At 62.6% G+C, this 19,284-nt stretch carries 16 protein-coding genes; 5 read left to right on the forward strand and 11 right to left on the reverse strand.

What is annotated here, in order from left to right:
• Positions 1–49: 49 nt before the first annotated feature.
• Positions 50–646 carry a TetR/AcrR family transcriptional regulator gene (locus tag D8W71_RS08465; protein WP_121118827.1) on the forward strand — a complete coding sequence of 199 codons (597 nt, stop codon included), beginning with the start codon at positions 50–52 and terminating at the stop codon, positions 644–646.
• A gap of 39 nt (positions 647–685) precedes the next feature.
• Positions 686–1,378, forward strand: a complete 693-nt coding sequence (locus tag D8W71_RS08470) for a type 1 glutamine amidotransferase domain-containing protein (RefSeq protein WP_121112634.1) — start codon at positions 686–688, stop codon at positions 1,376–1,378.
• 26 nt (positions 1,379–1,404) lie between these two features.
• Here D8W71_RS08470 and D8W71_RS08475 read toward each other — a convergent pair whose 3' ends face one another.
• From D8W71_RS08475 to D8W71_RS08510, 8 genes are read right to left on the reverse strand one after another with little or no spacing between them, the layout of a single operon-like run.
• A complete protein-coding gene (locus D8W71_RS08475) occupies positions 1,405–2,181 on the reverse strand; it encodes an enoyl-CoA hydratase/isomerase family protein (RefSeq protein WP_121112636.1) in 777 nt (258 codons plus the stop codon).
• Positions 2,181–3,413 (reverse strand): CaiB/BaiF CoA transferase family protein, encoded by a 1,233-nt coding sequence (locus tag D8W71_RS08480; RefSeq protein WP_121112638.1) that lies wholly within the window; start codon positions 3,411–3,413, stop codon positions 2,181–2,183. The genes D8W71_RS08475 and D8W71_RS08480 overlap by 1 nt, the downstream gene beginning before the upstream one ends.
• Positions 3,410–5,578 carry a hydantoinase B/oxoprolinase family protein gene (locus D8W71_RS08485; protein WP_121112640.1) on the reverse strand — a complete coding sequence of 723 codons (2,169 nt, stop codon included), beginning with the start codon at positions 5,576–5,578 and terminating at the stop codon, positions 3,410–3,412. The genes D8W71_RS08480 and D8W71_RS08485 overlap by 4 nt, the downstream gene beginning before the upstream one ends.
• A gap of 20 nt (positions 5,579–5,598) precedes the next feature.
• A complete protein-coding gene (locus tag D8W71_RS08490; protein WP_121112642.1) occupies positions 5,599–7,650 on the reverse strand; it encodes a hydantoinase/oxoprolinase family protein in 2,052 nt (683 codons plus the stop codon).
• 37 nt (positions 7,651–7,687) lie between these two features.
• On the reverse strand, positions 7,688–8,650 hold the full coding sequence (locus D8W71_RS08495; protein ID WP_121118828.1) for a hydroxymethylglutaryl-CoA lyase: 963 nt from the start codon (positions 8,648–8,650) through the stop codon (positions 7,688–7,690).
• A gap of 4 nt (positions 8,651–8,654) precedes the next feature.
• Positions 8,655–10,025, reverse strand: coding sequence for a hydroxymethylglutaryl-CoA reductase, degradative (locus D8W71_RS08500; RefSeq protein WP_442972024.1), 1,371 nt, complete (start codon positions 10,023–10,025; stop codon positions 8,655–8,657).
• A 60-nt stretch (positions 10,026–10,085) separates the two neighbouring features.
• The gene (locus D8W71_RS08505) at positions 10,086–12,020 is read right to left on the reverse strand and encodes a helix-turn-helix domain-containing protein (RefSeq protein WP_121118833.1); all 1,935 of its coding nucleotides are present in this window, start codon (positions 12,018–12,020) and stop codon (positions 10,086–10,088) included.
• A 60-nt stretch (positions 12,021–12,080) separates the two neighbouring features.
• Positions 12,081–13,400, reverse strand: coding sequence for an MFS transporter (locus D8W71_RS08510; protein WP_121112644.1), 1,320 nt, complete (start codon positions 13,398–13,400; stop codon positions 12,081–12,083).
• Positions 13,401–13,715: 315 nt separating this feature from the next.
• Between D8W71_RS08510 and D8W71_RS08515 the strand changes: the two genes are divergently transcribed.
• From D8W71_RS08515 to D8W71_RS08520, 3 genes are all read left to right on the forward strand, one after another.
• A complete protein-coding gene (locus D8W71_RS08515; RefSeq protein WP_121112646.1) occupies positions 13,716–14,414 on the forward strand; it encodes an SDR family oxidoreductase in 699 nt (232 codons plus the stop codon).
• 64 nt (positions 14,415–14,478) lie between these two features.
• A complete protein-coding gene (locus tag D8W71_RS27575) occupies positions 14,479–14,667 on the forward strand; it encodes a hypothetical protein (protein ID WP_153275346.1) in 189 nt (62 codons plus the stop codon).
• 9 nt (positions 14,668–14,676) lie between these two features.
• The gene (locus D8W71_RS08520; protein WP_121112648.1) at positions 14,677–15,540 is read left to right on the forward strand and encodes a LysR family transcriptional regulator; all 864 of its coding nucleotides are present in this window, start codon (positions 14,677–14,679) and stop codon (positions 15,538–15,540) included.
• Positions 15,541–15,647: 107 nt separating this feature from the next.
• Here D8W71_RS08520 and D8W71_RS08525 read toward each other — a convergent pair whose 3' ends face one another.
• Genes D8W71_RS08525 through D8W71_RS08535 form a run of 3 tightly spaced genes read right to left on the reverse strand, consistent with a single transcriptional unit; the run spans position 15,648 to position 19,098 of the window.
• Positions 15,648–16,403 (reverse strand): SDR family NAD(P)-dependent oxidoreductase, encoded by a 756-nt coding sequence (locus D8W71_RS08525; protein ID WP_121112650.1) that lies wholly within the window; start codon positions 16,401–16,403, stop codon positions 15,648–15,650.
• On the reverse strand, positions 16,400–17,959 hold the full coding sequence (locus tag D8W71_RS08530) for an acyl-CoA synthetase (protein ID WP_121112652.1): 1,560 nt from the start codon (positions 17,957–17,959) through the stop codon (positions 16,400–16,402). Before D8W71_RS08530 ends, D8W71_RS08525 begins: the two co-directional genes overlap by 4 nt.
• 11 nt (positions 17,960–17,970) lie before the next feature.
• A complete protein-coding gene (locus tag D8W71_RS08535) occupies positions 17,971–19,098 on the reverse strand; it encodes a DUF5938 domain-containing protein (RefSeq protein ID WP_121112654.1) in 1,128 nt (375 codons plus the stop codon).
• Positions 19,099–19,284 lie beyond the last annotated feature (186 nt).

Here is a 19,284-nt window from a genome sequence, read left to right on the forward strand (position 1 = left end):
TGCAGACGACTAGTAGACGACCGGTCTACTAGCGTGTATGGTCGTGAGTATGCCCGCAATCGCCCGCACCGACACCAAGGAAGCGATCATTGCGTGCACCAGGGCTCTGATGGCCAAAAAGGGCTACACGGCAGTCGGTCTCAGTGAAATTCTTGCGGCAGTCAACGTGCCCAAAGGGTCGTTCTACTACCACTTCGCTTCCAAGGATGCGCTCGGGGAGGCGATGTTGTCGTCGTACTTCGCCGAGTATCTTGCTGACTTCGACGAAATCCTCGGCCGTGGCAATCGCACGGCGGCGCAACGAATTCTGGACTACTTCGAGTCCTGGATCGAGTCGCAGAGCAGCTTCGACTGTCAGGGAAAGTGCTTGGCGGTCAAGCTGGGTGCCGAGGTGGCCGACCTGTCCGAATCGATGCGAATCGCTCTGAAAGACGGGATCGACGCGATCGTGCGACGCGTCGAGCGTGCACTTCGTGAGGGTATCGCGGACGAGTCGATAACTCTCGTCGGGGAGCCGGGCAGAACCGCCGCAGCGCTCTACGAGTTGTGGCTCGGCGCAAGTGTCGTATCCAAGCTCAACCGAAACGCCGATTCCATGAACAACGCGCTCACCCTCACACGCACTTTCCTGAACATCGCACTCTGACGTTCAGTCAAGCTACACACTTCGAACAAAGGATTTCCGATGAAGGTTCTCATGGTTCTGACCTCGCACGACACGCTGGGCGACACCGGGAAGAAGACCGGCTTCTGGCTGGAGGAACTGGCCGCCCCGTACTACCGTTTCAAGGATTCGGGCGCGGACATCGTGCTGGCGTCGCCGGTCGGTGGACAACCCCCGCTCGACCCGAAAAGCAACGAACCAGACTTCCAGACGGCCGACACGCATCGCTTCGAAGCGGACAGCGACGCAACCGCGCAACTTGCCGACACCGTCGTTCTGAATTCCGTCGACGTCGCAGAATTCGACGCCGTCTTCTACCCGGGCGGCCACGGCCCACTATGGGACCTTGCCGAGGACCGCACGTCGATCTCACTGATAGAAGGGGCTCTGCGCCAGCAGATCCCGGTTGCATTGGTCTGCCACGCGCCCGGTGTGCTGCGGCATGTGGTCAACGAGGACGGAAGTCCACTTGTCTCCGGCCGAACGGTCACCGGATTCACCAACGGCGAGGAGGACGGCGTCGGCCTGACCGACGTAGTCCCATTCCTCGTCGAGGACGAGTTGATTCGCCTCGGCGGCAACTACAGCAAGGGCCAGGACTGGGACTCCTACGTCGTCAGTGACGACATCCTGATCACGGGGCAGAACCCGAACTCGTCTGCAGCCGCCGCGACGGCTCTGATCGAACTCGTCGACGGTCGATCGAAAGCCTGAACAGCGTCGGGGACGGACGATCGAGGCTACCGACCGCGCCTGCTGGGGAATACCGGGGTGGATCGATTGGCGAACGCCGCCAACCCGGCACGGGCGTCGTCGGAGGCGAAAGCCTGCTGACCGTACAAAGCTTCGGCGTGGAATGCCGCGTCGAGCGGCATGTCCGCTAGTTGCTGTACAGCTCTTTTGGTTACGGACAGTGCATTTCCCGACAACGTGGCGATTCGGTCAGCCCACTCCATGGCCGTCTCGAGTACACGGTTGGGTTCGACGACAGAGTTGACGAGTCCCATTCGGAAGGCTGTGGAGGCGTCGATCTGATCGGCGAGCATCAGGAGTTCCATCGCGTGTGCGTAGGAGATCTGACGGGTGAGCCGCGCCAGCGTCCCACCCGCAGGTACGACGCCGACTCCGGCTTCCGGGAGGCCGAAACGTGCTGTTTCGGAGGCGATTCGAAGATCGGTCGAGAGCATGATCTCGAAACCGCCGCCCAGTGCTAGACCGTTGACGGCGCAGATCACCGGCTTGAACAACCTCGAGTGCTTCTGGTGAGCATCGTCCCATTCGGAGATGTCGAACCTGCCCTCGGCGAGGGCAGGAATCGATTCGGTGAGGTCTGCGCCGACGCAGAATGCGCGTCCAGCCCCGGTCAGCACCACCGCTGCCACTGCGTCGTCGTCCCGCGCCGAGGCGAATGCCTGCCCGAGTTCGTCGTACATCGCCAGCGTCAACGAATTCAGCTTGTCCGGGCGGTCAATGGTTACGACCGCCGTGGTACCGGTCTTCTCGTAGCGAACGCTCATCAGATTGCACCGAATTCCCGTAGCTTCTCGATGTGGGACTCGCTGTATCCCGCAATGTGCTCGAGCACCGAATCGGTGTGCTCGCCCACCTGGTTCGCCTTGCGAGCAGGCGTTGCAGGGGTCTCACTCAGCTTGATCGGCTGCCCGAACATGCGGAGCGTCCCCAACTCGTCGTAGTCGACATCTACGATCATCTCCCTGGCCAACGTTTGCTCGTCGACGACGACCTCGTCCATCGACTTGATGGCGGTCATCGGTACTCGGTCCCCGGCCATCGTCTCCAGCTCGGCCTTGGTGTAGTCGGCGAACCATCCGTTGATCAGCGGTCGTACGCGGCGTTCGTAGACCTCGTCGACGAAACGCTTTGTCATGGTGTCGATCTCGGGGTCATCTGCGAACTCGGGTTGTCCGAACATCTCGCAGGTGATGCGCCAGAACTTATCGGTGTATCCGCCGAAGAACACGAACCCGTCCTTGCACGGGAAGAGCTCGTACGGACGGACGAAGGGATGCTGATTGCCGAGCTGGCCCGCAACCTTGCCGGAAACCGTGTAATCGACGACCGCGGTCTCGGTCATCGCGACGACCGAATCGGTCTGTGCGACATCGACGAGTTGACCCACGCCCGTACGTTCGGCGTGACGAAGGGCCGCGAGGGTCCCAATCACGCCGAACATCGTTGCCGACAGGTCACCGATGATGGTCCCGACGCGCACCGCGGGGCGGTCCGGGTATCCGTTCATCGACCACAGACCGCCCGCCGCCTGCGCAGTGTTGTCGTATGCGGGACGCCTGCTCAACGGACCGGTCTGGCCGTAGCCCGAGATGGCTGTGTAGACGAGCGCAGTATTGATCTCCTTGAGTGACGAGTACCCGACGCCGAGCTTGTCCATGGTCCCTGGCCGGAAGTTCTCGACCAGGATGTCTGCTTTTGCGACGAGGTCGCGGAGGACCTGTTTGCCCTCGGCTGTGCCCAGATCGATGGTGATTCCCTGCTTGCCGCGGTTGTACTGCGCGTAGAACGCGCTGAAGCCGTCGGGGTCGCCGTTCATGAACGGCGGAAACGTCCGGGTGTAGTCCGGATCGCGGGGGTTCTCCACCTTGATCACTGTCGCGCCGAGGTCGGCCAGAATCTGAGAGCAGTACGGGCCCGCGACGACGCGCGACACGTCGAGGACGATCACGCCGTCCAGCGATCCACGCGTTCCGACTGCGTCGGCTATTCCCGTCATGGCTTCGACCCGGACACGATGGTGGTGACCCCGTCGACTCGGATTCGAGCATCGAGTTGCGTTCCGCAGTGCGTGCATACGCTCTGATCCAAATACACCTGGCCATCGTCCTCTCGTGCTCGGATACGCACGCCCATCGATTCGAGGGCGTCGGATGCCACCGCAGTTGTTCTCACACAACCATCTTGCCAGGACTCACCTGTGCCGAGATCACCGTCGCACGCAGGGCACAGCCATGCAGTATCTGTGCGTGAAGGAGAGACGAACACCGAGGCATTGTCGTTGACGACTGTCCGCGACGGATCGGCCCCGAGTCGTTCGCGTCTCAGCGCCCCGCGCAGGTTCTCGGTGCCTGCGTCGTCGACCTCGCCTGCCGCATCGAGCGCAACGCCGTACACGAAACGTGCTGCGAGGCCAGTGATGTAGGCGTCTCGGACGTCCTGGGCGACGGACTGTGCCGACCTGAGCAGTGGATCGCCGTAGCCGCCACCGCCCGCGCACCACTGCACGAAGATATCCCCGGCGTCGACCGACAGTCCGGTGTGGTTGATGTCGAGCAGCTGCCGGCGTTCGGACTCGAGTACGTCCTCGGACGGCACGACGCCTTCGTCGATCAGATTGCCGACGTTGCTCTTTCGCCAGATCTCGTGGCCGCTGCCGCCGCCGGGAAAACCGCCGCCGAAGCCTTCGGCCGGGACCTGCGCGGTGGGTGCGAAGACCGTCTGAACGACCGACTGTGCGCCGTGCAAGGTCCACGCGAATTCTGCGCCGAGACCACCGCGGGTGCGACCGTGCCCACCGCTGGTGAGCGAGAGTCTCTTCCACAGATACAGGACGGGGTAGAGCATTTCGTTCATTTCGACGTCGGGAAGAAGATTGTTGACCTGGGTCATCATGCCTGCGCAGTCGAGCCCGTTGGTATCGGGCTGTGCACCCGCCCCCACCGCGCCGCCGTCCATGTTGAACAGCACGGTGTACTCGCCGTCGTCGGTGGTGCCTGCGGAGATTCCGCCGGTCCAGGAATCCGCCCACACCCCCTGCGTGCGCCCGCGCAGAATGCGGTCGTCGCTGTCTCTGCACAATTCGTTGAGAAGCTTGGTGACTACTCGGCTGACGCGGGCGCCGGTGGTCAGGTGGCCGTTGCTGATGGGAGCCGGTGGTACGGGGTCGACGATGCTTCCTCGTCTGGTCTCGACGTCGAACGCTGCGACGACGCCTTCGTTGAACGGCACGTCCCAAGCGAGGATCGGAACTACGGCGCTGGCGACGCTACCGAGTAGTGCGCCGTACGAACAATTGACGAACCCGCCGGTCTGATCGCTCGAGTCGGTGAAGTCGAACGTGATGGAGTCACCGGACTTGGTGAGGGTGCAGTGAATTCGGTAGAGACCGTTCTCGTGTCCGTTGTGTTCGGTCCACTCGTCGGCTTCCCACGTGCCGTCGGGTAGCTTCGCCACCCGCTCACGGACCACGTGCTCGGCGAGCTCGAAGCTGAGTTCGGAGTAGCGATGGAACTCCTCGTAGCCGAACTCGTCGATCGCCTCGAGTAAACGTGTGATTCCGGTGTTGTTACTGGCGACCAGACTTCGGACGTCGTTCCAGTAGAGAACCGGCACGCGAACGTTGTTGAGCAGCAGACGTTTCGTCGATTCGACCGGTACGCCCGCTTCGAAGACCTTGACGCCCGGCGGGATACGTACTGCCTCGCTGTAGCAGTCGAGTGCGGCGGGTGCGAAGCCGCCGGGGGTCATTCCGCCGACGTCGACGAGGTGGGCCTGAGACTGCGCCCATGCGATCAGTTTGCCGCCGTGGAAGATCGGTGAGATCACGGTGGTGTCCGGCGGATGGCTCGATCCGGAGGTGTGCGGGTCGTTGCAGATGAATGCGTCGCCGGGTTGAAGTTGTTCGTCGCCGATGGTGGCAACGAGGTTTCGTACGGCGACACCTCCGGATCCGATGTGGAACTGAACGTAGTCGGAGTAGCTGTAGATGCGGCCGTCCGGCGTGAAGAGCGCGGTGTTGAAATCACCGGCTTCGGTGATGACGGGCGATCCGCTGGAACGAATCATCGCGATGCCCATCTCCTCGACGATCGAGTCGAGTCGCATTCGAATCACTTCGAGCGTGACGGGATCGTGAGCCGTGGCTGGGGTGGTGATGGTCATGATGAAGTCGCCTCTTCCGATCAGTTCGACGCCAGGTCGATGAGCAAGTGGTCGATGTGGTTGTGCAGCGTCGCTCCGGACGGGACGAAGATCGTGGTGTCCGGCTCTTCCAGAACGCAGGGACCCGCGAGCGGCTCGGTGGCACCGAAAGCATTGCGGTGCACTGGGACCGTGACGCGCTTGCCCGAGGACGGGTCGACGATCTCGCGCGTCGTGTGCGAGTGTGTCAGACCCGTTCCTGTAACGGTGGCCTCCTGAACATCGCTGATTCCGGTAGCGCGGACTCTGGTGTTGATCAGCACGATCTCGGCTTCCGTCCATGCCGTGCCCAACCCGAATTCGGCTTCGTAGTCTGCGATGAATCGAGCGCGGAGCGCGTCCTTGTCGGCGTCGGTGAACGTCTCGGCCGACAGGCGGGTGGTGACCTCGAAGATCTGGCCTGCGAACTTCATGTCTGCCTCACGCACGAGTTCGCGCTTGTCCTCTTCGATACCCTCGGCGTCGAACCACGCCCGTGCGCGTTCTTCGAGTACGGAGAAGGTGCGTTCGAGGTCGTGAGCTGGAAGTCCGAAGTTCCACGGGCTGGTCTGCACGATCGAGTAGATGCTGTCCGCGTGCATCAGACCGTACGCAGAGAACACCGCTGCGTTGCGCGGGATGACGACTTCGCGAACACCTGCCTGCGCTCCGATGGCGGCAGCGAACAAACCGCACGCACCGCCGAAGGCGATGAGCGTGAACTCGCGTGGATCGTGGCCGCGGTTGACGGTGATCTTGCGCAATGCGTTGGCCATCTGAGCAACGGTCAGTCGGTAGATGCCCTGTGCCGCTTCGTCCACCGAGAGGCCCAGCGGTGTGCCGACTTCGCTGTCGATGGCGGCGACGGCGCTCTTCGGATCGAGTTCGACGGTTCCGCCGAGGTAGTAATCGGGGTTGATCAGGCCCATCGTCAACGTTGCATCGGTGACCGTCGGGAGTGTCCCGCCGCGTCCGTAACAGGCGGGGCCGGGCGTGGAGCCAGCACTGTGTGGACCGACCCGAAGCAGACCGCGCTCGTCGACCCAGGCGATCGAACCTCCGCCTGCACCGATGGATTCGATGTCGACGGCAGTCAGGCTGGTCGGCCATTCACCGACCTGGGCCCTGGGCGACACCCTGAACTGGCCGTCGACGATGGCCGCGGCATCGAGGCTGGTGCCGCCCATGTCTGCGGTCAGAACCTTCGATCTGCCCAACTGCGAGCCGAGCAGGCGGGCGCCGGTGACGCCCCCGACGGGCCCGGAGTTGAACATCGCAATGGGTGCTTTGCTGGTTTCCTCGACGGAGAGGAATCCGCCGTGAACCTGCATGATCTGTACTCGGCACTTCAGTCCGCGACCTTCGAGATCATGTGCAAGATGGCCGAAGTGGGTGCTGACGATCGGCTTGACCGCTGCATCGAGGGTGGTGGTGATCATTCGTTCGTACTCGCGGTATACCGGCGTGAGTTCCGTGGACGTCGAGTAGGGGGTGTCAGGGTGGTGCTTGTCCATGAAGTCGGCGACAGCGCGTTCGTGCGCCGGATTGCGGAAAGACCACAGAAAGCACACTGCAATCGCTTTGGCGCCGCCGTCGATGAGATCGTCGACGGCCGCTTTGATGTCGTCTTCCTTGATGGGTGCGAGGATGACCCCGCTGGAGTCGACGCGCTCGGCGATCTCGCGAATATTGCTGCGCGGCAGAATGTCAGCGCGGGGAACCAGCTCGTGCGGATCTCGGGCGCTTCCGCGTGCAGATCGGCTGATGCGCAACGTGTCGCGGAACCCCTGTGTGGTCAGCAGGCCCACCGGCGCGAATTTGTGTTCGTCGACGGCATTGGTGACGATAGTGTTCCCCAGCACGAACCGGGTGACGTCGGCGAAGAAATTCGCTTCGCTCAAGTCGAGTTCGGATTGAAGGACGGCGAGTGCGCCGAGAATTCCGGTCGTGACGTCTTTGGTGGAGAAGGCTTTACCTCGGACCGTGTGTCCGTCCGAGATCGCGACAGCGTCGGTGAAGGTCCCACCGACGTCGATTCCGACATGAATCGGCATTGCATGCTCCTGTTCGTCGTACGTGGTCGAGTACTTTTCAAGCGCGACCGGCGGCGAGGGCGGTGACGACGGCCGATGGACTTTCGTTGCCCATCCGAGCCGCCATCCAACTGGAGGTCCTCGCGAGCGCGTCGAGATCGACGCCGGTGGAGACGCCGAGCCCGTGCAGCATCCACAGCAGATCCTCGGTGGCCAGATTGCCGGTGGCGCCCTTGGCATACGGGCAACGACCGAGACCACCAGCCGAGCTGTCGAACTCGATGACCCCGGCCTGCAATGAGGCGTAGACGTTGGTCAATGCCTGACCGTAGGTGTCATGGAAATGCATGGCGACCGAGTCGACGCCGATGCCTCGGGCGAGGACTTCACCGAGCACCGCATGTACATGGCCGGGCGTTGCGACGCCGATCGTGTCGCCGAGGGACAGTGACGTCACTCCGAGCGCCACGAGTTGCTCGGCGACGTCGGCCACCATGCTCGGTGCGACCGGCCCTTCCCACGGATCGCCGAAGCACATCGAGATGTAGCCGCGTACAGGCAAGCCCGCTGCGACGGCACCCTGAACAACAGGAGCAGCCGCATCGAGTGCGCCTCGAACGGTCGAGTTCAGATTCTTCGCTGCAAAAGTCTCCGTAGCACTGACGAATACGGCAACCTCTCGGGCACCGGCGGCGAGGGCTCGGTCCAATCCCCGCTGATTGGGCGCGAGCACGACTTGGCGGACCGTCTCGGGGAGCGCGAGTTCGGTCATCAATTGCTCGGCATCGGCGAGCTGTGGAATCCACTTGGGTGACACGAAACTCGTCAGCTCGATGGTGCTCACGCCCGCGTCGACGAGGCGCCGGCAGAACTCCGCCTTCACCTCAACCGGTACGAGTGTCGCCTCCGCTTGCAGGCCGTCACGCGGGCCGACTTCGTAGATCCGAACGCTCGCCGGCATACCGCTGACCGGAAATGGTTGCGGGCGTGGCTGCCAGATGGTCTCCACTGTTTCGCTCATGGTGTCAGTTGCCGCTGCGAAGCTCGGCGAGTACTTTCTCGGCATGCTCGACGCGGATGCTTCGGTCGTCGATGAGCCGCCGAACCACGAGATCCAGTTCGCTGCTGGTCGCGCCCGCGGTGGCGGCGACCGTCCGCGCGTGCAAGCTCATGTGGCCGCGCTGGATACCCTCGGCGGCAAGAGCACGACACGCACCCAAGTTCTGGGCGAGTCCCACCGCGACGATGATCGCGGCGAGTTCTGTTGCGGTGCTGACTCCGAGGATCTTCACCGCGGCTTGCGCGACGGGATGAACCTTGGTCGCGCCCCCGACGAGGCCGACTGCCATCGGAACTTCGAGGGTTCCGGAAAGGTGGCCGTCGGCGTTCTTTTCGAAGTGCGAGAGAGCGGTGTAGCGGCCGTCGGCACCGACAGCGTGCGAGTGACATCCGGCCTCGACGGCGCGGGTGTCGTTGCCCGACGCCAACACAGCCGCGGTGATGCCGTTCATGATGCCCTTGTTATGGGTCGCGGCTCGGTAGGGATCTGCCTCGGCCATTGCGGATGCGTGGACGATGTTGTTCACCACCTCTCCGCCGCCGAGGAGATCCTTGTCGAACACCGCACGAACCCGCACGATCCGGTGGTCGGCCTTGTTGGTGAGGATGCGCAGGAGAGATCGTCCACCCGCGATGTCCGCGAGACGGGGAGCAATGGCCTCGGCCATGGTGTTGACGGCGTTGGCACCCATGGCATCTCGAACATCGACCACGAGGTGCGCGATCACGTGGGTGCCGGTCCTCGTCGGGAGCACGCGCACAGTCAGATCCGACGCGCCGCCGCCGAACTTCACGAGGGTGGGATCCTGCGCGTTTGCGAGATCGATGATCTCGTCTCTGGCCTCCAGCAGACGTAACCGGGCCGCCTCGGGGTCAGGGGCGTCCAGCAGTTGGATCTGCGCTTGCATCACCGATCCGCTGTTGGAGGTGTGAAAACCGCCGTGCTGACGTGCCATTCGCGCTGCATTGCTCGCAGCAGCTACGACGGAAGGCTCTTCCGTGGCCATCGGCACGAGGTAGTCCAGGCCGTCGACGGTGAAGTTGGTCGCGATGCCGACGGGGATCCCCATGATGCCGATGACGTTCTCGATCATGTGATCGGCTTGCTCGACGCCGAGTCCATGGATCGGATCCAACGCGGCGATGATGTTCGCGTCGAGGCCGGTACGTTCGGCGACCAGGTCGCGTCGCTGCTGGACCGACGAGTCCTTGAATCCGGGAATTCGGCTGTTGACAGTCACTGTTTCCTCTTCTTCGTAGCGCCGGCCGTCGGCGATGGACAACGCGTCGGCCGAACCGGTGTTGCCTTCGACGCTACGGCTGCGGATGTAACCCACGACATATGCGATCCACCCTCGAAAGCCAATCGATCATGTGTCGTGAACACACTGCAGTGCTCAGGATGTGGGGCGATGCCGCTGGAGCGTGGACCCTCGTAGTTCGTCCAACCGCACAGCGGTCGAGATCCGAAAGAGCGGTTCGTCCTGACGCCAATCGTCGCCGAGGATGCTCTTGAGACGGTCGAGCCGCTGCAGAATGGTGTTGGTGTGATAGTTGAGTGCGCGCGCAGTCTTCGTCGGGCTCGCCTCGTTGCGCACGAATGCCCGCAGCGTGAGCACTAGATCGGTGCGGTGGGATGCGTCGTACTCGATGACGGAACCGATGGTCTCGTCGATGAAGCCGTGAAGCGCCTCGGGATCGGAACCGAACATCACCATGTACGGCGCGTACGCCTGCGTGGTCACCGCGTCGTCGATGACGCCGAGTGCGTCGAGCAGGCGTGCTGTTCGATGGCCGATGTCGAAGCTGCGTGAGAACCCCTCGATGTCCTCGACCGGGGGTGTAGCGATCACCAGAACCGGGCCGGACAGAACCGATATCAGGTGCACGCGTAGATCTGATGCCGTCGGAAGGAGATCGCCGCTCTGGACGACCACGGCGAGGACTCCCGCGTGCTCACCGACAAGTCCCCGACCTGCGAAATAGGAAGCAGTGATGCGCTCGGCCGTCGAGCGATGCTCGGGCTCGACAACCACTACGAGAACCGTGTTCAGGTCGTTCAGAACCACGCGATGACTGCGTGCCCGACGGTCCAAGTCGCGCCTGCGCTCTGGAATGGCGTCGAGTAGATCTGCGATCAGCTCGCCGCGAACACGCCGGTCCGCGGACGCGACGGCATCTTGCTGCAGCGCGAGTAGTGCCGCGACCTGGGCGGCACGTTCGATCGTCCGTTCGTCGACCGAGCCGAGATGCATCTCGCCCGTGCTCAGCAGAACGGCGCCGAAGAAAAGCTCACCGGCCGTCACAGCAGAGACGATCTCGATGCTGTCGTCGTCCACGTGGCAGCAATGGCCGGTCGAGCGACTGGTGGAAATGGCCTTCTCTACCGCGGGCGGGAAGTTGATCGCTACGGAGTCCACGCCGAGTCCTACAGATGACGCGACCGGACGAGACGACGAATCGACGATCGTGACGATGCGGCCGAGCGCGTTCGACAAGGTGTCCGCGACTTGCGCGAAGCCGCCTCCGAGTAGAACGGCGTGGACAAGTTCCTGGTGCACCACGTTGGATCGGTCGCGTACTTCCACATGTGCCGTCAGGGTGCCGAGGGCGCGGCGCGCCTCGTCCTCGGACTTCTGCAGCTGCGTGAGTGTGTTGGCGGTCTGCAGTACCACCGAGGCATGATCGGCGAGTGCAGAGAGCACCGCGATTTCTTCGGGTGTGAAGTCGTGTTCGCGACGTGTGGCCGCGAACAGGACACCGAGCACGCGACCTTCCGACAGCATCGGGACGCCGAGGATCGAGATGATCCCTTCGGCGAAGACGGCGTCGTCGATGTTGTCTTCGTGGGCGCCGCCGAGGTAGTCGCTGTAGCGCGAAACCCATTGCGCCGAACGTGTATCGGCGACGCGGCTTGCCAGCCCCATTCCGGCTGGGACACGCAGATTTTGAAACTGTGGGGTCACCGAACCCACGGTCTTACGCACGTGCAGATCGCGGCTGACGGCATCGAACTCGGACAGGTAGGTGACGTCCGTGCCCATCATCTCGTGTGCTCGTCCCACCAAGCGAGAGAGCAAGGCGTCCACGTCGTGCACCTCGGCAAGCTCGCGGGCACTCGAGAACAACGCCGCGAGCTCGTGCTCGCGGCGTCGCAATCGTGTGAGTTCATCTCGGTGACGACGGATCACGGACAGCAGCTCCGCTTGTCCACGTCGGTCGATACCTGCCCCCCGCAGCACCTTCTCGACGACCGAGTCCTCGGAACCGGTGTGCGCCGACGCCGCGGACAGGACGTCGCGGATGGCCCGGACGAGGTCCTCGCTACTCATGGCTACAGCCTGCCCTCCAGCCATCCGCGACGCACAATCTCCTCGTGTTGCCGAGCGAACTTAGAGTCGGGCCGTCGACGACGTCAGTGCACGCACTGCGAAGATGGAGATCACGCCTGTCGCGACTATGTAGAGACTGATGGCCCACGAACCCCCGAACGTCGACAGCAACTCGAGATAGATGATGGGCACGAATGCGGACCCGACGACGGTGCCGATCCCCAGTGCAAGCGACATACCCGTGTACCGGATGGAGACGGCGAACGCTTCGGCGTAGAGAATGCCGAGTGTTCCGTAGGACGCGCAGAAGCCGATCGTGGCGAGCAGGTAACCGAGCACCGTCAGAGTGATGTTTCCGCTGTCGATCAGCCAGAACATCGGGAAGGCGACGATGACGGTGAGAACGATGCCGGTCGAGAACACGATTCGACGTCCGAACCGATCGGACAGCGCACCTGCCACCGGAATGCCGAAGAACGCCACGACCGAGCACGCCACTGCAACCAGGAGCATCGTGTTGCGCGAGAGGCCGATATGAGTGGTTCCGTAGGTGATGCTGAAAGTGAACAATGCGTAGAAGATGGCGCCGACGTTGGCGAAGCACAACGCCGCGAGAACAACGGGCTTCCAATGGTTGCGGAGTGTCTCCACGATCGGCATGTCCACGCGTTCGTTCGATTCACGTAGCGCCTTGAACGCAGGCGTCTCGGAGATCTTGAGACGAATGACGAGCCCGACGATGACGAGAGTCGCGCTGAGCAGGAATGGAATTCGCCATCCCCAGCTTTCGAACGCCGCATCCGGAAGTTGACCCAGCGCGAGGAACGTCAGTGTGGAGAGGGTCAGGCCGAGCGCAAGTCCGGACTGCGGGGCGCTGCCGAACAAGCCTCGCTTCTTGGGTGGTGAGTGCTCTACGACCATCAGTACTGCGCCGCCCCATTCCCCTCCCAGTGCGAATCCTTGGATGAAACGCAGTGTCATCAGAAGAATCGGTGCCGCCACACCGATCGAATCGTAGGTAGGGAGCAGACCGATCGCGAAGGTAGCGCCGCCCATTGCCATCAACGAGATGACCAACATCGACTTTCGGCCGATCTTGTCGCCGTAGTGACCGAACACCACCGAGCCGAGCGGTCGCCCGAAGTAACCGACGGCAATTCCGCCGAACGCCAGGATTGTGCCGACGACGGGATCGTAGGTGGGGAAGAACAGGGCATTGAGCACGAGTGCCGCCGCGGTCGAGTAAGCGAAGAAATCGAACCACTCGATCGTGGTCCCGATCAAACTCGATGTGACGACCGCGCGCATCCCGCTTGCCTGTTGGGTCTTCTGCGGTCCGCTCGCGGGGGTAACCGGCTCGGTCAGCCGTTGTGCATCCATGTCGCTACTTTCTGGCCTTGTGATCGAAGTGGTGAAATCGACGGTCGCTGCGCAACCTGAGTTATGTGGTGACGATCACTGTATGGGCAGATACGCGCCCATAAACATGTGCGATCCACACCTTATCGGGGTGGATAAGTGGGCGATCGACACGTGACCACCTGCTGCGATTGGAGAGGATGCGGGCGCCGCCGCGGTGATCCGTCTGCCCTCGATATCGATAGTTTCTATAGAAAGACGCCGATCTATCGATTGTTCGATGGCTGAACCTCGGATTGACTGGGTGGCGGAATCGATCAACTGAGAGGACAGATCATGCGTGTACTTCTGATCAGCGGGGCGTCGGGAATCGGCCGGGCGATAGCGTCGGACATTCTGGAGCGAGGTGGGGAAGTCGTGCTCGCCGGTCGCCGGCGTGAGAGCCTCGATGCTGCAGTCGAACTTCTTGGGCCGAAGGCGAGCTCGGTTGTTCTCGACCTCGCCGATGAGTCGTCGATCGAAGCAGCTGCTGCTGAGATCGGCGCAGTGGATCACGTCGTCAGCCTGGCAGCCGATCACGCCAACGGGCCGGTAGGTGATCTCGACGCAGGGGACGTCAGAAGCGCGTTCGACGCCAAGGTGATCGGGCCGATTCTGCTGGCCAAACATTTCGCGCCGCTCGTCGAGGAGGGTGGTTCCTTTCTGTTCTTCTCCGGCGTCGCGGCGTGGAAGCCCGCTCCAGGGCTGTCGGTGATGGCGACGACCAACGGTGCCGTCGCGTTTCTTGCGGAGGCTCTCGCCGTGGAACTTGCTCCGATACGGGTCAACGCGCTGTCGCCGGGCATCGTGGACTCCGGTGCATGGGACGCGATGGGTTCGGGCAAGGACACCTTCTTCGCGAACACCGCGTCCGCGAATCCTGCTCGCAGAGTGGGACTGCCGTCGGACATAGCCGCCGCGGCGATCTCGCTGCTCACCAATACCTTCGTGACCGGTACAACACTGCATGTCGACGGGGGAGGTCGGCTTGTATGAAGCGACTGAGCCGGCCTGATCGATACTGCTGTGCAACAGAACAACTGACGAGAGGAACTGCTTCGTGCCATCTATCGATCCCAGGATCAGAATCACCGCGGGCGTCGTCATGGCGCTGATATCCTACGTCGTCGCGGTGTACAACTTCGCCGACAACGACATCAGGTCCGGCATCATCCTTACGATCATCGGAATCTTTTTCACCACTGTCGCTCTTCAGACGACCCGGCGCTTCCTGGAGCACGACAGGTAACGTTCGTCCGTGCCCACTTTGCGAGCCCTGGAATGTTTCGTAGCCGTCGTGGAGGCGGGGTCGATAACCGCCGGGGCAACGGCACTCCACTTGTCGCAACCTGCGCTATCGCATCAGCTGGCGTCGCTCGAGACCGAGATCGGCACGGCGCTTCTCGAACGATTGCCGCGAGGGGTGCGGCCCACTCCAACCGGCCGAGCGGTACTCGCCGACGCCAAAGCTAGCCTCGAATCGGCGAATCGTGTTGTGCAAACAGGAAAAGCGTTGGCGGACGGAACCGAGGGACGGCTGCGTATTGCCTGTGCCGAGAGCATGACCGTCCCGATCCTTGCGCCGACGCTTCGCACGTGGACGCGAAAATACCCTGACATCCGACTCGACCTCACCGAGTTCACCAGCGCGGACGCCATGGCCGAGGCGATCTCGAGCGGTGACGCCGATATCGCCATCGGGCCTGCATCGGCGCGATTTCTCGGCGAGGTGGTCGAGATTGCAACGGAAGACATCGTCGCCGTGGTCCCCGCCGGTCTCGATCTCATGGATCACACCGAGGTCGCGTGGGTAGATCTCGCGGGTCGCCCCATCGTTCACTACCATCACGACAACGGTCTTCGGCTCTGGATCGACGCCGTCGCGTCTTCGCACGACGTGCATCTCACGGCGGTGACCAGAACACGACATGCCACCACTGCAGCGCAGTTGGCTCATGCCGGATTGGGAATCGCTCTCGTTCCAGAAACTGCGCTGCCGCCTCGGTTCGGCGGTGTCACCAAGCCGTTGCGGCCACGGCTGCAACGAACCGTGGTCGCAATGCTCGGATCACCCAGTGACGTTCTGGTTCAGCGTTTCGTGCGAGACGTCCGCGGCAAGTAGGCGGGGCTCGGCGCCGAGTAACTCGACCGGCACTCATTGCCCGATACTTCGCCGATTTCGGGGATTCCCGACGATCGGGCGAGTATCGGGCAATGAGTGCCACAGGCCTACACGAGCGACGCGGAGAGCCCACCGTCGAGGATGTAGTGGCTCCCGGTGATCCACGACGCCCGATCCGAGGCCAGGAATGCTGCGACCTCGGCGATGTCCTCGGGCGTTCCGAGACGTCCCTGCTTGGCTGCAACCAAGTCCCGGAATGGAACCTGAGTTGCCGCTTCGAAATCGGGGACCAGGCGTTCGACCATGGCGGTGTCGGCGAATCCCGGACACACGGCGTTGACGCGCACACCCGCAGGCCGCATCTCGACCGCGGCCACGCGCGTCAGCTGGATCAGCGCTGCCTTGGTGGCGCAGTACGATCCGAGCAACGGACTTCCCCCGACGCCCGCAACCGACGATATGTTGACAATGTTGCCCTTGGACTCGACGAGTGCTCCGATTGCCGCTTTCATGGCAAGGAACGGGCCGCGCACGTTGACGGCGTAGATCTTGTCGAAGCTCTCCGTCGACTGCTGAAGCAGAGGTGACGAGATCTCGATACCAGCGTTGTTCACCAGGATGTCGAGACCGCCGAGGATCTCGACGGCCTGGGCCACAGCGGCGTTGACCTGACCCTCGTCGGTGACGTCGCAGTTCGCTACGCCTGCCGCACCGATTTCCTCGGCGGCCTTCGCAGCGGATGCCTCGTCGATGTCGCTGACGACCACGCGTGCTCCGCGCTCGATGAACAGTTGCGAAATTGCCTTGCCGATACCCGCTCCGGATCCGGTGACGAATACCCGCTTGCCTTCGAGCTCGGTCATGGTGTGGTTCCTTTCGATGCTGACGAATGATTCAGGGTGGAGCGCACTTCGGTCTTCAGAACTTTGCCGACCTTGGATCTTGGGAGATCGTCCCAGATGTGTATCTCTTTGGGTGCCTTCGTACTTCCGATTCGAGTCTTGACGAAGGCGATGAGTTCGACGTCGGTGACGTCCTGATCAGGACGGAGTTGCACCGCAGCGGTGACTCTTTCGCCCCACTTGGCGTCGGGCAACCCGACGACGGCGCTCTCCTTGACCGCGGGGTGCGCAAGCAGGGCTTGTTCCACCTCGGCGGAGTAGACGTTGAACCCTCCGGTGATGATCATGTCCTTCGCCCGGTCGACCACGAAGAGGTAGTTGTCCTCGTCGAGGTAGCCGATATCGCCCGTGTGGTGCCAGCCGTATGCACTGACTTCGGCGGTGGCGTCGGGGTTCTCGTGATATCCAGGCATCACCAGCGGACCTCGGACGACGATCTCTCCCCGTTCTCCACGCCCCAGCAGAGTGCCTGTCTCGTTCATGATCGCCACGGTCGTCAGTGGAGTCGGCTTGCCCGCGGAGCTCAGCCGCTCGGTGAAGATGGATCCGTCACTCCGAAAATGTTCGGCCGGGGCCAGAGTCGCGATCATGTTCGGTGCCTCCGTCTGGCCGAACAACTGTCCGAGTACCGGCCCGATTCGGGTCAGTGCTTCTTCCAATCGTGTGGGTGACATGGGCGCCGCCCCGTACCAGAGGCATCGGAGGGAGGACAGGTCGGTCGCGTCTAGCTCGGGGTGATCGAGGATGCCGTAGATGACCGTCGGTGGAAGAAAGGCGTGCGTGATGCGGTGATATTCGATGAGGGACAGAAACTTTCCGACATCGGGTGCAGGCATCACGACGACATGTCCGCCAAGGCTGAGTATGGGGAACGTCAGCACGCCTGCCGAGTGAGTGAGCGGAGCAAGCGCCAGGTAGCGAGGCCGATCGCCGAAGGGGTAACTCATCAGCGCGGATGCCGTCGAGACCATCATGTTGTCCTCGGTGAGGCGTACTCCCTTCGGCCTGCCGGTGGTGCCTCCGGTGCCGGCGATCATGGCGAGTCCGTCGGCTGGACGACGAGCGGAGTCGAGCTCGCCGCCGTTCTCGGCGAGCCACTGATCGACAGACAGTGCGCCGGGGACGTCGCCGTCGATGCAGACCAACCACTCCAATTGCGGTAGTTGATCCTTGATTCGTGTCACCAGGTCGGCAAAGGCTTTCTGGAAGAACAGGAACCGGCATCCGAACAGATCGAACAGCTGTCGGTTTTCGTCGGCTTCGTTGCGCGGATTGATCGGACACCACACCGCGCCTGCTCGCGAGATTCCGAACACGCACGTCAGCGCGAGCGGATCGTTGCCCGAAAGCACGGCGACGCGATCTCCGGTGTCGACTCCAGTGTGTTGCAGTGCAGCGGCGATCGCTACCGTTCGGTCGTACACCTCGCCGTAGGTGCTGGTGGTGTCACCGACGGTGAGGCACGGGGCATCCCGCCCGAGCGAGACCCCCTTGTCGAGATAGTCGGACAGACGCATGGTCCCCGGCCTCAGCTGTGCGCGGTGACGATGGGATCGAGGACCAATCCGAACGCACGCAGTACTCCGAGAAGTTCGCGGTGTCCGAAAGCTTGGCAGCTGGAGGCGAATCCTACTGCGCGAGGCGGTGCTTGGAGCAGGTGCGAGGCCGCATAGGCGTTGAGCAGTGCGGTCTGCTTGTAGTTGCAGTTGCCGTGAATAACGGTGTGCACGCGGCCGAGTGGGCCCGAGGCGTACACCGAATCGAGCGAGGTGTTGATGCGCGGGTTCTCGCGTGGGGGCGTCTCACTGCGCACGGATGCCGACACAGTGTCGATGATCTGGTACTTCTCGGCGTCGGTCTTGCCCTCCATCTGCTCCAGTGCGGCCTTGATGATCTGAGGTACGGCGAGCATCAGCGGACGGTTGATGACGCCGCCGAGGGCACGCGCGTTCGCGACACGCGGATCGTTCTTGAACCACACTGGGTGGGACGTTCCACCCCAGGGGAGCGCGAGGCCTAGGTCGTGCTGGCCCGGAACCACGACCTGGTAGACACCCTCCTCGGCAGGCCACTCGACGTACTCGTTCTGCTCGAGAAAGTACGCCTTCGAGAATGCTGCGTTCGTGAGGATGGTGTTGGTCGATGCGACCGTCGGGTGACCCTTCCAGAACACCTGGATGTCCAGCGTGTCGAGCCCCGGAGTTTCGAGACAGATGTTCGCAGCAATTTCGCCGATGCTGTACATCTGAGCCAAACCGGGTGTGAGAACGAGTTTCTGGGCGGCGAAGTCTGCGCCGTAGCGCTTCTCGACATCGATCATCCAGTCTTGTTCGCCGTTGGTGTCGGTGTAGTGCGCGCCGATCTCGAGGCATGCTTCGACAACAGCGTGTCCCCACCGTGAGAACGGTCCGACGGTGTTCAGCACGACCTCGGCACCACGGAAGGCGTCGACCAGCGCTTCCTTGGTGTGTTCGACCTCGACGATGTCGTACTCGACGGTGTCGATCCCGGGGACTGCGTCGACGATGCTCTTCACGCGATCGTGGTCTCGTCCGGCGGCCAGGAACGGAATGTTGTACTCCCGCAGGTATTCACAGATCAGACGACCGGTGTATCCCGACGCTCCGTAGACGACGACGCGCTTGTCGGTTGGCATGTGTGACCCTCTCGTGAGCGGTTCGCAGGGCGATCGAACCGTGGCGGTAAAGAACTCGTGGCACCGGCGGGGATCGACGAACCGTCCACTCGAACCATGTGCTGCCGATCACACTATGGCAGTATTTGGACAAGCGTCAAGAGAAATCTTGACAAGTGCCCAAATATCGGAAGTAGTCGACTCGGG

Source organism: Rhodococcus sp. P1Y (genome assembly GCF_003641205.1).
In the GTDB taxonomy this organism is placed as follows: Bacteria; Actinomycetota; Actinomycetes; order Mycobacteriales; family Mycobacteriaceae; genus Rhodococcoides.

What these genes read in the sequence shown, in the direction of transcription:
- D8W71_RS08465 (WP_121118827.1), top strand. Translation starts at nt 50, where the DNA reads ATGCCCGCAATCGCCCGCACCGACACCAAGGAAGCGATCATTGCGTGC.
- D8W71_RS08470 (WP_121112634.1), top strand. Translation starts at nt 686, where the DNA reads ATGAAGGTTCTCATGGTTCTGACCTCGCACGACACGCTGGGCGACACC.
- D8W71_RS08475 (WP_121112636.1), bottom strand. Translation starts at nt 2,181, where the DNA reads ATGAGCGTTCGCTACGAGAAGACCGGTACCACGGCGGTCGTAACCATT.
- D8W71_RS08480 (WP_121112638.1), bottom strand. Translation starts at nt 3,413, where the DNA reads ATGACGGGAATAGCCGACGCAGTCGGAACGCGTGGATCGCTGGACGGC.
- D8W71_RS08485 (WP_121112640.1), bottom strand. Translation starts at nt 5,578, where the DNA reads ATGACCATCACCACCCCAGCCACGGCTCACGATCCCGTCACGCTCGAA.
- D8W71_RS08490 (WP_121112642.1), bottom strand. Translation starts at nt 7,650, where the DNA reads ATGCCGATTCATGTCGGAATCGACGTCGGTGGGACCTTCACCGACGCT.
- D8W71_RS08495 (WP_121118828.1), bottom strand. Translation starts at nt 8,650, where the DNA reads ATGAGCGAAACAGTGGAGACCATCTGGCAGCCACGCCCGCAACCATTT.
- D8W71_RS08505 (WP_121118833.1), bottom strand. Translation starts at nt 12,020, where the DNA reads ATGAGTAGCGAGGACCTCGTCCGGGCCATCCGCGACGTCCTGTCCGCG.
- D8W71_RS08510 (WP_121112644.1), bottom strand. Translation starts at nt 13,400, where the DNA reads ATGGATGCACAACGGCTGACCGAGCCGGTTACCCCCGCGAGCGGACCG.
- D8W71_RS08515 (WP_121112646.1), top strand. Translation starts at nt 13,716, where the DNA reads ATGCGTGTACTTCTGATCAGCGGGGCGTCGGGAATCGGCCGGGCGATA.
- D8W71_RS08525 (WP_121112650.1), bottom strand. Translation starts at nt 16,403, where the DNA reads ATGACCGAGCTCGAAGGCAAGCGGGTATTCGTCACCGGATCCGGAGCG.
- D8W71_RS08530 (WP_121112652.1), bottom strand. Translation starts at nt 17,959, where the DNA reads ATGCGTCTGTCCGACTATCTCGACAAGGGGGTCTCGCTCGGGCGGGAT.
- D8W71_RS08535 (WP_121112654.1), bottom strand. Translation starts at nt 19,098, where the DNA reads ATGCCAACCGACAAGCGCGTCGTCGTCTACGGAGCGTCGGGATACACC.